At 64.7% G+C, this 13548-nt stretch carries 12 protein-coding genes and 1 tRNA gene; 3 read left to right on the forward strand and 10 right to left on the reverse strand.

Translation table 11 applies throughout. From position 1 onward, the window contains the following. Positions 1-155: 155 nt before the first annotated feature. The 6 genes from pstA to EYB42_RS15860 all read right to left on the reverse strand — a co-directional run bounded on the left by pstA (position 156) and on the right by EYB42_RS15860 (position 7926). Positions 156-1451, reverse strand: a complete 1296-nt coding sequence (gene pstA, locus EYB42_RS15835; RefSeq protein ID WP_135451057.1) for a phosphate ABC transporter permease PstA — start codon at positions 1449-1451, stop codon at positions 156-158. A 10-nt stretch (positions 1452-1461) separates the two neighbouring features. Next, positions 1462-2838, reverse strand: coding sequence for a phosphate ABC transporter permease subunit PstC (gene pstC, locus EYB42_RS15840; RefSeq protein ID WP_135451058.1), 1377 nt, complete (start codon positions 2836-2838; stop codon positions 1462-1464). A gap of 66 nt (positions 2839-2904) precedes the next feature. Next, entirely contained in the window at positions 2905-3954 is a 1050-nt protein-coding gene (locus EYB42_RS15845; protein WP_135451059.1) for a PstS family phosphate ABC transporter substrate-binding protein, read from the reverse strand. 124 nt (positions 3955-4078) lie between these two features. Next, a complete protein-coding gene (locus EYB42_RS15850) occupies positions 4079-5662 on the reverse strand; it encodes a GMC family oxidoreductase (RefSeq protein ID WP_135451060.1) in 1584 nt (527 codons plus the stop codon). Beyond that, a complete protein-coding gene (locus EYB42_RS15855; RefSeq protein WP_135451061.1) occupies positions 5659-7056 on the reverse strand; it encodes an aldehyde dehydrogenase family protein in 1398 nt (465 codons plus the stop codon). Before EYB42_RS15855 ends, EYB42_RS15850 begins: the two co-directional genes overlap by 4 nt. Before the next feature lie 381 nt (positions 7057-7437). Further along, positions 7438-7926 carry a Hint domain-containing protein gene (locus tag EYB42_RS15860; RefSeq protein ID WP_167851048.1) on the reverse strand — a complete coding sequence of 163 codons (489 nt, stop codon included), beginning with the start codon at positions 7924-7926 and terminating at the stop codon, positions 7438-7440. Positions 7927-8104: 178 nt separating this feature from the next. Between EYB42_RS15860 and EYB42_RS15865 the strand changes: the two genes are divergently transcribed. Next, a tRNA-Leu gene (locus EYB42_RS15865) sits at positions 8105-8189 on the forward strand. Positions 8190-8350: 161 nt separating this feature from the next. Then, a complete protein-coding gene (tig, locus tag EYB42_RS15870; protein ID WP_135451063.1) occupies positions 8351-9685 on the forward strand; it encodes a trigger factor in 1335 nt (444 codons plus the stop codon). A gap of 438 nt (positions 9686-10123) precedes the next feature. Here tig and rplI read toward each other — a convergent pair whose 3' ends face one another. The 3 genes from rplI to rpsF are packed head-to-tail and all read right to left on the reverse strand — an operon-like array spanning position 10124 to position 11362. Next, positions 10124-10693, reverse strand: coding sequence for a 50S ribosomal protein L9 (gene rplI, locus EYB42_RS15875; protein ID WP_135451064.1), 570 nt, complete (start codon positions 10691-10693; stop codon positions 10124-10126). Between the two features lie 12 nt (positions 10694-10705). Continuing rightward, positions 10706-10933 carry a 30S ribosomal protein S18 gene (gene rpsR / locus EYB42_RS15880; protein WP_103256213.1) on the reverse strand — a complete coding sequence of 76 codons (228 nt, stop codon included), beginning with the start codon at positions 10931-10933 and terminating at the stop codon, positions 10706-10708. Between the two features lie 18 nt (positions 10934-10951). Continuing rightward, positions 10952-11362, reverse strand: a complete 411-nt coding sequence (rpsF, locus tag EYB42_RS15885) for a 30S ribosomal protein S6 (RefSeq protein WP_135451065.1) — start codon at positions 11360-11362, stop codon at positions 10952-10954. Positions 11363-11673: 311 nt separating this feature from the next. Here rpsF and EYB42_RS15895 point away from each other — a divergent pair, with 311 nt between their 5' ends. Next, complete coding sequence (locus EYB42_RS15895; protein ID WP_135451067.1) at positions 11674-12249, forward strand: YceI family protein; 576 nt, start codon at positions 11674-11676, stop codon at positions 12247-12249. A gap of 93 nt (positions 12250-12342) precedes the next feature. On the opposite strand, the gene EYB42_RS15900 is transcribed toward EYB42_RS15895, so the two are convergent. Beyond that, complete coding sequence (locus tag EYB42_RS15900) at positions 12343-13533, reverse strand: cytochrome b/b6 domain-containing protein (RefSeq protein ID WP_135451068.1); 1191 nt, start codon at positions 13531-13533, stop codon at positions 12343-12345. Between the last annotated feature and the right edge of the window lie 15 nt (positions 13534-13548).

Consider the following 13548-nt stretch of genomic DNA (forward strand, 5'->3'; position numbering starts at 1 on the left):
AGGCCGTCACCGCCCGGTCCAGGATGTCAACATCAACATCCTTCAGCGCGTGGTTCGTGCCGTAATACACCTGAACCCCACGCGCAGACATCTTGGCCGTGACAGTGCCCGCATCAAGGCCCGTGCGTGTCATGTCATTCATCGCGTCCATTCCCTTACCAGCGCCGTTCGAATCTGCGGCGCAGCCAGATCGCCAGGGCGTTCATCATCACCAGGATGGTCAGAAGCACCAGGATCGCGGCCGAGGTCCGGCTGACGAATCCGCGTTCCGGACTGTCGGCCCAGATGAAGATCTGCGTCGGCAGGGTAGTGGCGCTTTCGAACGGTGTCGAAGGCGCGGCCGTGATGAAGGCGTTCATCCCGATCAGAAGAAGCGGAGCCGTTTCGCCGATGGCCTGTGCCATGGCGATGATCGTGCCGGTCATGATGCCGGGCATGGCCAGCGGCAGCACATGGTGGAAGACGACCTGCTGGCGCGAGGCGCCGATCCCCAGCGCCGCCTCGCGGATCGACGGCGGCACGGCCTTGAGCGAGGCGCGCGTGGCGATGATAATTGTTGGTAGCGACATCAGCGCAAGTGTCAGGCCGCCGACCAGCGGCGACCCGCGCATCAGGCCGAACCAGTTCAGAAAGACCGCCAGGGCGAGAAGGCCGAAGACGACCGAGGGCACCGCGGCGAGGTTGTTGATGTTCACCTCGATCAGGTCGCTGATGCGGTTCTTTGGCGCGAATTCCTCGAGATAGATCGCCGCGCCGATCCCGACCGGCAGGGCGATGGCAAAGCAGACCAGAAGCAGGTAGCCCGTGCCGACAAAGGCCCCCTTGAGCCCGGCCAGTTCGGGAAAGCGCGAATCGGCACTGGTGAACAGTGCCCAGTTGAAGGGGGTGGATATCCGGCCCGCGGCGACAAGCTGGTCGAAGGCGGCGATCTGGGCATCGCTGACGCGGCGGTTGGCCTCGGGCGTGTTGCGGTCGACGGTGCCCTTGTTCAGCTGGTCGAACGGGTCAGAGACCGGGACACGGATGGTCAGGACCGAACCGATCAGCGTCGGATCGGCCACCACGCGGTCGCGGACCATGAAGGTTGCCCCGTCAGACAGGATGGCGCGCACATCGCGCAGGGCGCGGTCTTCAAGGCCGGGGAACATCTCGGCCACGGCGGCCTGCATCACCCGGCGCCAGTTGCTGCCTGCCACATCCTCGGCATCGACCAGCGCCGGGTCGAGGCGGACATCAATGGTGACATGGGTCTGGGTGAAGGCCTTGTAGCCGGTCGTCGCCAGAGAGCCGAGCATCAGCATCAGGAAGCCGATTGCCAGACTGATCGAGACCAGTCCCGCCATACGCAGCAAAAGCTCGCTGCGCCGCCGCTTGCGCAGCCTTTCGCGGTAGGCGTCCGAGGTCCAGTCAAACCCCGCTCCGGTTTGCGACGAGGGAGAGGTATCGGTCATGGGGGGCCGCCTAGTCGTAAAGTTCGCGGTATTTCCGCACGATGCGGAGCGCGAGGATGTTGATGAACAGCGTGACGACGAAGAGAAGCATGCCAAGCGCGAAGGCAGCCAGGGTCTTGGGGTTGTCGAATTCGGTATCGCCGATCAGCAGCGTGACGATCTGGACGGTCACGGTTGTCACGGTGTCGAGCGGGTTGATCGTCAGCTTGGCGATGATGCCGGCGGCCATGACGACGATCATCGTCTCGCCGATGGCGCGGCTGACGGCCAGCAGGATGCCACCGACGATGCCGGGAATGGCGGCGGGAAAGAGCACCTTCATCATCGTCTCGCCTCGTGTGGCGCCAAGCGCCAGCGAGCCGTCCGACAACGCCCGCGGCACGGCCGACAGCGCGTCGTCCGTGAAGGAAGAGATGAACGGGATCAGCATGATCGCCATGCAGACACCGGCCGCAAGCGCGGTGTTCGGCGCGACATCCAGCCCCAGGCTGGCCCCGGTCGAGCGCAGGAAGGGCGCGATGATCAGGATGGCGAAGAAGCCATACACGATGGTCGGCACGCCGGCGAGGATTTCCAGCACTGGCTTCACGATATTGCGGGTGCGGGGAGAGGCGAATTCGTTCAGGTAGATCGCGGCAAACAGGCCGATCGGCACGGCGACGACAAGGGCGATCATCATGATCACGACCGATCCAAGCAGCACGGGCAGCACGCCGAAGGCACCCTGGCCCGCCACCTGGTCGGCCCGGATGGCGATCTGCGGTTCCCAGCGCAGGCCGAACAGGAATTCCTGGATCGGCACCATGCGGAAGAACTTGATGCTTTCGAAGACCAGCGAAAGGACGATGCCGATGGTGGTGAAGATCGCCACGGTGGAACAGAAGATCATCAGTCCATAGATGATGCGTTCAACCCCGTGCCGGGCGCGGAATTCGGCCGAAACGCGCGTACGTGCGAAGACCATCAGCGCAATCGACATCAGCGCCACGATTACGACCATGGCAAGCCGGGCCGCGGCGGTGCGTTCCTTCAGCAGCTCGGCTGCTGCAAGCTTCCATTCCTCGGGCGTACCGAAAACCTGGCCGCGGGCGATGGATTTGATTTCGGTCAGGATCAGGGCGGTCTGACCCTTGTCAAGGCCGTCAAGCACCCCGGGGGGCAGCGAGGCCATGACGCTGCGGTCGATCACGCTGCCTTGCAGCATCAGCCATAGCAGGATGACCACAATGCCCGAGACAGCGATCAGCAGTGCGGAATAGAGGCCATGAAAACCGACAAGCGAGTGCAGCCTTGTTCCGTGGGCGCGGATCTGCGCGGCTGCATGGCGGTTCAGGAAATAGCCGATGACGACGGCTGCGAAGAGGATCAGGAATGCAAGCGTGGTCATGGTCGGCCCCCTGTAGGCTGGGCAGAGCACCGCCCGGGGCACAGGGCCCCGGGCGGATGCGTTGGATCACTTCTGGGGAGCAGCCATGTTGACGCCCTTGGTCAGCGCGTCCTGCACGGCAGCCAGGGCTTCGTCGCTGAGGACCACGAGGCCGCGCTCTTCCAGGTAGCCGCCCTTGCCCAGGGCGTCTTCCGAGGCATAGGTCGCCAGGAATTCGTTCAGGCCCGGGATCACGCCGCGGTGGGCGTTCTTCACATAGATGAAGAGCGGCCGCGAGATCGGGTATTCGAAGCTGGCAATCGTGTCTATGTTGGCCTCGACGCCGTTGATCTTGACGTCCTTCAGCTTGTCGAGGTTTTCATAGAGGAACGAATAACCGAAGATCCCGACCGCGTTCGGATCCGCCTCGAGGCGCTGGACGATCAGGTTGTCATTCTCGCCCGCCTCGACGAAGGGGCCGTCCTGACGCATGCGCGAGCAGTCTTCCTCGACGAACTTCTTGTAGTCGTCGGCGTTGGCTTCCTTCAGTGCCTTGGCATAGTCGGTCGCGGCGCAGCCGACATGCATCGCCAGTTCCACGAAGGCGTCGCGGGTGCCCGAGGTGGGCGGCGGGCCGTAGGCGAGGATCGGGGTGTCGGGAAGCGCGGCGTCGATGTCCGACCACTTCTTGTAGGGGTTGTCCACCAGCTGGCCATCGACCGGCACCTTGGCGGCAAGCGCCTTGTAGACCTGTTCCAGCGTCAGATCCCAATCGGTTTCGTTCGCGCGGCTGATGGCGATGGCCAGGCCGTCGTAGCCGATCATGGCTTCGGTGATGTCCGTCACGCCATTCTGCACGCACAGCTCGTATTCCGACTTCTTCATCGCACGCGAGGCGCCGGTGATGTCGGGATGGTCGGCGCCCACGCCGGCGCAGAAGATCTGCATGCCGCCGCCGGTGCCGGTGGATTCCACGACCGGAGCCGCGCCGCCCTGGTTGGCGAATTCTTCGGCGACCGCCTGGGTGTAGGGGAAGACGGTCGAAGAACCGACGATGCGGATCTGGTCACGAGCTTCGGCCATCGGCGCGATGGCAGCAAGGGCCAGCACCGAAGCGGTGATCTGGAAGGATTTCATGGATGCACTCCTGCAATACCTGCGGCCTCGGATGGCTGCATGGGACCGGCTCTAGCCCCGCCACGTGACGCTTATTCATCAGTTTTGTAAAAACTGTATGACAGTCTGTCCGGCTGCTGCGCTGTCAGTGCGGGGTCGGCATCATGCGCGCAATGTTCTCGGCAATCATCATGGTCGGTGCGTTGGTGTTGCCCGCGATGATCGCCGGCATCAGCGAGGCATCGACGACCCGCAGTCCCTCGACCCCCCGTACACGGCCTGCCGGATCGGTGACCGAAGCCGAATCACGGCCCATGCGGCAGGTGCCCACAGGGTGGTAGATCGTCTCGGCCCGTGCCCGGATGACAGCGGCAAGGGCCTCGTCAGAGGCGATGTCGGCACCGGGCTGGGTTTCCCGGGCGACGTGGCGCGCCAGGGCTGGCGCCTGGATGATGGCGCGCGCCTGTTTCAGGCCGGCAAGCAGCACCGGCAGATCATCGGGGTCGGACAGATAGTTCGGGTCGATCAGGGGCTTGGCCGTGGGGTCGGGAGAGGCGAGCGTGATGCACCCGCGTGATTTCGGCAGAAGGTTGCAGACATGCAGCGTAAGCCCATAGCCGAACGAGGTGCGGCGACCGTGGTCGTGCAGATAGGCCGGGATGAAGTGGAATTGCAGGTTTGGCCGGTCGCGCGATGCATCGGAGCGGGCAAAGCCCCCGGCCTCGGCCACGTTAGATGTCAGTTCCCCTGTCCGGTGGCGGGCATAGGCCCAGGCAGCGCGGATCGCGCGCGGAAGGAACGAGGGGGTTATGCCGATCGCCTCGCGGCCTTTCAGCGCGGCCTGCACGGTGACGTCAAGATGATCGGCCAGGTTTTCCCCGACTTCCGGCGCGTTGAAAAGGATCGGGATCCCCATGGCGTGAAGATGTGCCGCCGGCCCGATGCCAGAGAGCATCAGCACCTGTGGCGAGTTGATCGCGCCGCCGGAAAGGATGATCTCGCCGCCCTCGGCCAGAGAAAGGTCGCGCCCTTTCAGGCGGACACCAGTTGCCCGGCGCCCGTCGAAAAGGACACGGTGAACCTGCGCACCGGTCAGGATGGTCAGGTTCGGCCTCTGGCGCACGGGGTCAAGAAACGCGCGGGCGGCACTGTGTCGCTGGCCGTTTTCTTGCGTGACCTGATAGAGACCGACACCCTCTTGCGTCGTGCCGTTGAAGTCGGGGTTTTCGGCGTGCAGGCATTCGATCCCCGCCTGTACGAAGGCCCGGGAAAGCGGGTTGGGGTGGCGAAGATCGCTGACCGTCAGCGGCCCATCGGTGCCGTGATGGGGTTCGGTGAACGCGGTGTTCGCCTCATGTTCGAGAAAGATCCGCCGGACTGCAGGCCAGTCCCATTCGGGACCGGCAGCCTGTGCCCATCCCCGGTAGTCTTCGGGATGGCCGCGCATGTAGATCATGGCGTTGATCGAGCTGGACCCGCCAAGGACGCGGCCCCGGGGCCAGTAGAGGCTGCGGTTTCCCAGCTGGGGCTGCGGCTCGGTGTCATAGGCCCAGTTGATGTGCCGCGACCGCGCAAGAAGGGCGAGGCCCAGTGGCACGTGGATCAACGGGTTGCGGTCCGGTGGTCCGGCCTCGATCAGGCAGACGCGGGTTCTGGGGTTCCGGGAAAGGCGGTTGGCCAGGACGCAGCCTGCAGACCCGGCGCCGACGATGATGTAGTGCCAGGTCATCCCAACACCCGCTTGATCAGCCCGATCAATCGCATCTTGTGCCGGTCGTAAGGCGGGAACAGAAGGGGCAGGGCCAGGAACCGGTTCTGCAGGATGGCGCGTTCGTGGCTGAAGGCGCGGAAGCCCCATTCCCCATGCGCGGCACCTATTCCGGAGGTGTTCACCCCGCCGAAGGGCAGGTTGGCCTGGGCATAGTGCACCACCGTCAGGTTGATCCCGACCCCGCCCGAGGTGGTCTGGCTGATGATACGGTCGATTCGTGCCTGGTCACGGTCGAAGATGTAAAGCGCAAGCGGCTTGTCGCGGGCGTTGATCCTGTCGATCACGGGGGAAAGGTCGTCAAAGGGCAGGATCGGCAGGATCGGACCGAAGATTTCCTCCTGATCCAGCAGCATTTCGGGGGTTATGCCGTGCAGCAGAAGGGGTCCTCTGGTCCGGCCTTCGCCTCCGTTGTCGTGAACGGGGTCGGCGCCCTTTTCCAGCGCATCGGCGATGAGCGCAGAAAGGCGGCTTGCGTGCTGGTCACTGACGATCTGGCAAAGGTTTTCGCTTGCTGCCGCGGTGTCGTATGCCTTCGCGATGCGTGCCCGAAGGGCAGAAAGGAAGCGGTCCTTGATGCTGACGTGTACGAAAAGGTGGTCGGGCGCGATGCAGACCTGACCTGCATTCAGGAACTTGCCGAAAACGATCCAGTCAGCGGCACGTTCGATGTCTGCGCCTTCGCCGACGATGACCGGGGACTTGCCGCCCAGTTCCAGGGTGACGGACGTCAGGTTCCGCGCGGCTGCGGCCATCACGATCTTTCCGACTGCCGGACTGCCGGTGAAGAAGATATGATCGAAGGGCAGGGCGAGAAGCTCTTCCGCCACCTCCTTTCCGCCCTCGATCACGCTTACCAGGTCTGGCGGGAAGGCTGCGGCGATCATCCTTGCGATCAGGGCGCTGCTTGCTGGCGTCACCTCGGACGGTTTGAGGATCGCGGCATTACCGGCTGCGAGACAGGAGACGAGGGGGGAAAGCGCAAGGCAGAATGGCAGGTTCCAGGGCGAGATGATCAGGCAGGTGCCCCGCGGCTGCGGGATCACCTTGCCCGAGGCGCCGAAGGTGGCAAATGTGGGCGCAACGCGGCGGGGCCGCATCCACGCGTGCAGTCGGCGGCGGGCATGGCGGATGTCCTGCAGCACCGTGAGGTAGTCGATAAGGATCGTCTCGGCCTCGGGGCGGCCAAGGTCGGATCTGACGGCTTCCACGATGGCCTTTTCGTTGGCGCGCATCACACTGGCCAGCCGGTCGAGCGCGGCGCGTCGTTCACCGAGGCCGAAACGGATGCGGCGTTCGGCATTGCCGGCGTGCATGGTCTCGAAGGTGGTGCGGATGGGGGACAGGGGTGTCATGCGGCGAGATTAGCGAGGAAATCGCGCATGGGTAGTGGGACGCGGCGTCATCCGCACGCTTCGCCGGCCCCCATCCCCACCCCCTACCCACGAGGGGGTGGCAGGCGCCTGGTCTGCGGTGCGCGTGGCAGGACAGGCAATCGGATCGGGAAGGCCGCACCCCGGCTGTATCACGCCCCGGTGGGCCGAACCGCGAAATGTGATGCTGGCGCGGTCGCGGGCAGGAGTGGCGAAGTCTGCTGCGGCTTGCGCTGCCCGGGACACTGGCGAAGGCATTGGCGCCGCATCTTCGGGATGTCGATGCGAGAAAGACGCCGACGCCGGTCGGGTCGGGGCGCGACGACCCAAGGTTCCCGTGCTGCCCGCGGGGCAGGTCGGGGATCAGACCCCGCTTTCCTCATGCGCGAGGGCAGGGCAGGCGAGTTCCAGCCCCTCTGCATAGATTACCGCGTCCTCCTCGAAGCGGAGGGTATAGAGGCGGACCTGGCCATGAAACTCCCGAAGGACGAATTCACCATCTTCCAGCCGGGCGGCGGGAATGGCGGCAAAATCGCGACCATAAAGCGCCCGGGCGCGCCAGTCGCGGATCAAGAGGCACTGGCCGGGGGCGAGAAGCAGATCTTCTTCGGGTCGGCCGTGACCGAGGACCGAGCCGCGGACCCGCACCAGCTCCATCGCGCGGCGGCGCAGCACGGAAATGGCCAGAAGCTTGCGGCCCCCGGTGCGCGTCACGATGCGGTCGCCGGGTTGCAGGTATTCGACAGGCAGCAGCCCATCCATCGTCGCGATGCGGGTGCCTTCCAGGACGCCGGTCAGTGTGGTGGCGCCACTGTCCGCCCTGATGCCGGAAATGTGCGACGTCGTGTCCATGGCAAACCCTGACCTGATCCTTCCTGGTGCAGGAATTTCACCGATTTGTGACCCGGCTTCGGTCCACATTCGGTCATTTCGGGGCAGATGTGGCGGCATCGCGCAGGGCTTGCGGCAACAAGATGGCGGGCGATTGCCCCTCGCGCATGTGCATCCGGTTTGCTAGAAGGACGGGCGTGCGGGTGTGGCGGAACTGGCAGACGCACCGGATTTAGGTTCCGGCGCCGCAAGGCGTGGGGGTTCAAGTCCCTTCACCCGCACCACGTCACCGGGTTCCCGGCCGTGACGATTTGCCCCTTATTCCCCCTTACAACCGCGGAAAAGCTTTGATAGAAGGCCCGCGACCCGCGCGGGGCTTGCGCCTTGCGCCGGTGGGCTTTTGCGCAATCGCGCCCGGATTGGATCGTAGGAAGGACACCCCAGCATGCAGGTCACCGAGACCCTGAACGAAGGCCTCAAGCGCGGCTATACCATCACCGTCACGGCGGCCGAACTGGATGCCAAGGTGCAGGAAAAGCTGCTGGAGGCGCAGCCCGAGGTCGAGATCAAGGGTTTCCGCAAGGGCAAGGTGCCGCTGGCCATCCTGAAGAAGCAATTCGGCGCGCGTGTGCTGGGCGATGCGATGCAGGAAGCCATCGACGCGGCGATGCGCGATCATTTCGACAAGACCGGCGACCGGCCGGCGCTGCAGCCGGAAGTGAAGATGGTCGGCGGCGAGACCTGGAAGGAAGGTCAGGATGTCGTCGTCGAGATGACCTATGACGCGCTGCCCCCGATCCCCGAGGTGGATGTATCGAGCATCAAGCTTGAGCGGCTGATCGTGAAGGCCGACGACAAGTCGATCGACGAAGCGCTGGAGAACCTGGCCAGCTCGGCCAAGACCTTCGAGGATCGCAAGAAGGGCTCGAAGGCCAAGGAGGGCGATCAGGTTGTGATCGACTTCAAGGGTTCGGTCGATGGCGAGCTCTTCGAGGGCGGCTCGGCCGAGGACTACCCGCTGGTGCTGGGCTCGAAGAGCTTCATCCCCGGTTTCGAGGACCAGCTGATCGGCGCGAAGGTGGGCGACGAGGTCAACGTGAACGTGTCGTTCCCGGAAAACTACGGCGCCAGCCACCTGGCGGGCAAGGCCGCAGTCTTTGCCTGCACCGTGAAGGCGGTGAAGGAGCCGAAGCCTGCCGCGATCGATGACGAGCTGGCGAAGAAGTTCGGTGCCGAGGATCTGGACAAGCTGAAGGCCCAGATCGCCGAGCGGCTGGAAGCCGAATACAAGGGCGCCGCCCGCGCGGTGCTGAAGCGGTCGCTGCTTGACCAGCTGGACGCAATGGTCAAGTTCGACCTGCCGTCGAAACTGGTTGAGGCCGAGGCAAACCAGATTGCTCATCAGCTTTGGCACGAGGAGCATCCGCACGAGCACGGCCATGACCACGGGGCGATCGAGCCGACGGACGAGCACAGGAAGCTGGCTGAGCGCCGTGTGCGCCTGGGGCTGCTGCTGGCCGAGATCGGCCGCAAGGCCGAGGTCACCGTGACCGATGCCGAGATGACCCAGGCCGTGCTGGCCGCCGCCCGCCAGTACCCGGGGCAGGAGCGGCAGTTCTTCGAATTCGTGCAGAAGAACGTCCAGATGCAGCAGCAGCTGCGCGCCCCGGTCTTCGAGGACAAGGTCGTCGATCACCTTGTTTCGCTGGCCAACGTGACCGAGAAGGAAGTATCGAAGGACGAGCTGCAGAAGGCCGTCGAGGCGCTGGACGAGATGTAAGCCGGCAGCAGATCCGGCAGCGAGGATCAGGCCGCGCCTTCGGGTGCGGCCTTTACGTTTGCGCTGATCGCGCCTCCAGGGCACGCTTCCTTATCGGTCCTGCGCGTATCTTAAGGAGACGCTGACCCAGCCATTGGATGACAGGGGGGGCGGTCGCCCCGGACCGCACGGCGCCTGGCCCGCGGCCAGGAACATGACACGGTGCGCGACGGGGCCACCGGCAGCTGTGGAGAGATCGGGGCCCTGAACAGGAGGGGCCGTGTTCCGTGGGTCGCGCAGGGTCGCCGCGCGATATTGCCGAAAGATCGTGCATGACATGATGCGCGCAGATACGGATCGGCCTTCACCACACCGAAGGCGGCCTGCTGCGGCCGCGCGGCAAGAGAAAACCGCGCCCGGGACAGCCCGAACGCGGTTTGCAGCCCCGTGGGGACCGGGCTATTCCTCGGAAGCGGCGGCGCCAACTTCGTCGAACAGCTCGGCGATCTCGAACTCTGCCTGGGCTTCGGCCTCGGCGGCAAGTTCCTGGATCGACTTGCCCGAGGCCTGCAGTTCGGCTTCTTCGGCCGACCGGGCCACGTTCAGCGTGATCTTGACCGCGACTTCCGGGTGCAGGCGCACCGAAACGGTATGAAGTCCCAGTTCCTTGATCGGCTTGTCCAGCACGACCTGGGTCCGGCTGATGGTGAAGCCTGCCTCGGTCGCGGCCTCGGCCGCATCGCGCGGCGTGACAGAACCGTAAAGAGCGCCGGCGTCCGAAGCCGAGCGGATCACGATGAAGGTCTGGCCGTCGAGCTTCTCGGCCACGGCCTCGGCTTCCCGGCGGGTTTCCAGGTTGGTGGCTTCCAGCTGGGCCTTCTTCGCCTCGAAGGCCTTGATGTTGGCCTCGTTTGCGCGAAGCGCCTTGCCCTGCGGGAGCAGGTAGTTGCGGGCGTATCCGTCCTTGACGTTCACGACCTCGCCCATCTGGCCAAGCTTGGCCACGCGTTCCAGAAGGATGACTTGCATGTGCGTCGCTCCTTATTTCACGGCATAGGGCAGCAGGGCCAGGAAGCGGGCGCGCTTGATGGCCTGGGCCAGTTCACGCTGCTTCTTCGCCGAGACTGCGGTGATGCGGGACGGCACGATCTTGCCGCGCTCGGAGATGTAGCGCTGCAGCAGACGCGTGTCCTTGTAGTCGATTGCCGGAGCATTGTCGCCCGAGAAGGGGCAAACCTTGCGGCGGCGGAAGAACGGTTTGTTCGCCATGATGTGTCCTTTCTCAGATCAACGACGCGGGGCCGGGGAACGTTCGCCAAACGACGGGCGCTCGCGGCGTTCGCCGCCAAAGCCGCCACGGTCGCCATCACGGTCTTCCCGCTTCTGCATCTGGACCGAGGGGCCTTCGCCGTGCTTGTCCACCTTGATGGTCAGCACGCGCATCACGTCGTCATGCAGGCGCATCAGGCGTTCCATTTCCTGCACGGCAGCGGCGGGCGCGTCCGTCTTGAGGAAGGCGTAGTGGCCCTTGCGGTTCTTGTTGATCTTGTAGGCCATCGTCTTGACGCCCCAGTACTCCTGATCAACGACCTTGCCGCCGTTGTCCGCGAGGACGGTGGAGAAATGTTCGATAAGGCCTTCGGCCTGCGCGTTGGAAAGGTCTTGACGCGCGATGAAGACATGCTCGTAAAGAGGCATGCGGGCTTCCTTCGTTTCAGGGCGGCTTCACAGGACGGGCGATTGGCCTTTCCGCAGCCCGTCCACGAGAGGCATCGCCAGTTCATGGATAAGCGGAAAGGATGCGGCCTTATACAGGGACTTGCCGCACTTGCAAGTGAAATGGGCGAAATGAAAAAGGCCGCGCTGCGCGCGGTTCGCCGATTTCCGCGCCAGTTGTTCATTTTCGAACAGTCAGCCTTCCGGCCTGCCGGATTGCCGCGCTGCGGCGACGCCCGCATCCTTCGCCGCCTCAACCCACGGCCTGCGGGCCGCAGATCACAAGGTGAAGCATGACCCGTCTTTTCGCCCTGGCCTTGTCGGCCGCCCTTGTCACAACCCCCGCCCTTGCCGAAGCGGAAAGGTATGTGCTGGACGCCAGCCACAGCCAGATCGTCTTCAGCTACAATCACCTGGGCTATTCGACCAGCTGGGGCATGTTCTCTGGCTTTGACGGGGAGATCATGTTCGACCAGGCAAACCCGGCGGCCTCGTCGGTCACGGTGGCCTTTCCGGTGCGCACGATGCTGACCGGCTGGGAGGCTCGGTTCGACCATTTCATGTCGCCCGACTTCTTCGGAGCGGCCGAGGACGAGATGGTGACCTTCACTTCGACCGGCATCGAGGTGACCGGAGAAAATACCGCCAGGATCACGGGCGATCTGACGCTGAACGAGGTGACGAAGCCTGTGGTGCTTGAGGCGGTGCTGAACCAGGTCGGCGACCATCCTATGGAGGGCAAGCCTTGGGCGGGCTTTTCGGCCACGACGACGCTGTTGCGCAGCGACTTCAATCTTGGCCAGTTCGCGCCCTTCGTTAGTGACGAGGTCGAGGTGCAGATCTCGATCGAGGCGATGAAGGCGGAGTGAGCCATCTGTCAGTGGCGAAGGGGCCGTCCGGTAGTCCGGGCGGCCCCTTTCTTTTCGGGCGGCTGTTCGCGCGCTTTGCCCGTCTTTCGCGGGTCAGCTGCGGGCAGCTGTCAGGACGACATCAACCACCACCGGGAAGCCGACCGCGGCCTCGTCGTCGTAGCTTTGGCCCATGCCGAAATCGCGTCGGTCGAGGGTGACGGTTCCGGTCATTCGCGCCGTGTCGCCATCGATCAGAAGCGAGAAGGGCAGGGTTACGGGCCGGTCAACCCCGCGCAGTGTCAGGGTGCCCTGAGCCGCATAGCCATCGGGCGCGGGCAGGATGTCAGCGCTGAAGGTGGCGGTCGGGTGGGTGGCGACGTCGAAGAATTCGGCCTCCTGCGCCTGCCGGGTGACGCTGCCCAGGGTGAGGCTGCCGGTGTCGATGGTGACGACGACGCTGCCGTGGCGACCTTCGGTCGGGGTTTCATCAAAGGTGATCCCGGCGGTCCACGCGGCGAAGCTGCCGGTGACTTCGGCGCCCATCTGGCGCACGGTGATCGAAAGTGTACCATCCTCGACCGTCCAGTTGCCGGCGGCCGGCGGGGGCGGTGGGGCGCTGGCCACGGCTTCTGTATTCGGCACCAGAAGGGTGGCAAGGCCTGCGGCTGTGGAATAGAGCGCAAGGGCAAGGATGGCCGGCAGGGCGGCGTGGCGCACCGGATGCGGGCGGTCGGGGGCGCTGACCCCGCGCAGCATGCGCAACAGGGTAGCGTCGCGGTCGATGAGGTGGTGTTTCATCGCGCCGGCGATGTGCAAGAGGATCGCCAGCCCAAGGAGCCTGGTGAAGACCCAATGCGCGGCACCTGCGGCATTGGCCACGGCCTGGGACTGCGGGACGAAGGGAAGGGTCTGTCCGAAGGGCCAGAGGATCGGGGCGAAGCCGGTCATCGCGGCATGATGCACCCATCCCGAAAGCGGCACTGCGACAAGCGAGAGGTAAAGAATCCAGTGGACCAGCCATGCAAGCGTCAGTTCCACCTTGCGCTGGGGATGAAGCGGCACGGGGCGCCGTTCCTCAAGCGCCCATAGGATGCGGGCCAAGCCGAGGAAGAAGGCTGCGAGGCCCAGTGTCTTGTGGAACGAGAAAAGCTGTGCCTTGCGCGCCAGTGCCTCGGCCGTGTCGTGGGGCAGCCGGTTGGCGATGACGCCAAGCAGGATCGCGGTCAGGATCAGCAGCGCCACCAGCCAGTGAAAGGTTCGGGTGACGGTGCCGAAGCGTGTGTCGGAGTTGCGGGCGGGCATCGGGACTCCTGCGAT

The sequence above is a fragment of the Tabrizicola caldifontis genome, from assembly GCF_004762095.1.
GTDB lineage: Bacteria > Pseudomonadota > Alphaproteobacteria > Rhodobacterales > Rhodobacteraceae > Tabrizicola > Tabrizicola caldifontis.

What these genes read in the sequence shown, in the direction of transcription:
- tig (WP_135451063.1), top strand. Translation starts at nt 8,351, where the DNA reads ATGCAGGTCACCGAGACCCTGAACGAAGGCCTCAAGCGCGGCTATACC.
- EYB42_RS15900 (WP_135451068.1), bottom strand. Translation starts at nt 13,533, where the DNA reads ATGCCCGCCCGCAACTCCGACACACGCTTCGGCACCGTCACCCGAACC.
- EYB42_RS15850 (WP_135451060.1), bottom strand. Translation starts at nt 5,662, where the DNA reads ATGACCTGGCACTACATCATCGTCGGCGCCGGGTCTGCAGGCTGCGTC.
- rplI (WP_135451064.1), bottom strand. Translation starts at nt 10,693, where the DNA reads ATGCAAGTCATCCTTCTGGAACGCGTGGCCAAGCTTGGCCAGATGGGC.
- pstA (WP_135451057.1), bottom strand. Translation starts at nt 1,451, where the DNA reads ATGACCGATACCTCTCCCTCGTCGCAAACCGGAGCGGGGTTTGACTGG.
- pstC (WP_135451058.1), bottom strand. Translation starts at nt 2,838, where the DNA reads ATGACCACGCTTGCATTCCTGATCCTCTTCGCAGCCGTCGTCATCGGC.
- EYB42_RS15860 (WP_167851048.1), bottom strand. Translation starts at nt 7,926, where the DNA reads ATGGACACGACGTCGCACATTTCCGGCATCAGGGCGGACAGTGGCGCC.
- rpsR (WP_103256213.1), bottom strand. Translation starts at nt 10,933, where the DNA reads ATGGCGAACAAACCGTTCTTCCGCCGCCGCAAGGTTTGCCCCTTCTCG.
- EYB42_RS15845 (WP_135451059.1), bottom strand. Translation starts at nt 3,954, where the DNA reads ATGAAATCCTTCCAGATCACCGCTTCGGTGCTGGCCCTTGCTGCCATC.
- EYB42_RS15855 (WP_135451061.1), bottom strand. Translation starts at nt 7,056, where the DNA reads ATGACACCCCTGTCCCCCATCCGCACCACCTTCGAGACCATGCACGCC.
- rpsF (WP_135451065.1), bottom strand. Translation starts at nt 11,362, where the DNA reads ATGCCTCTTTACGAGCATGTCTTCATCGCGCGTCAAGACCTTTCCAAC.
- EYB42_RS15895 (WP_135451067.1), top strand. Translation starts at nt 11,674, where the DNA reads ATGACCCGTCTTTTCGCCCTGGCCTTGTCGGCCGCCCTTGTCACAACC.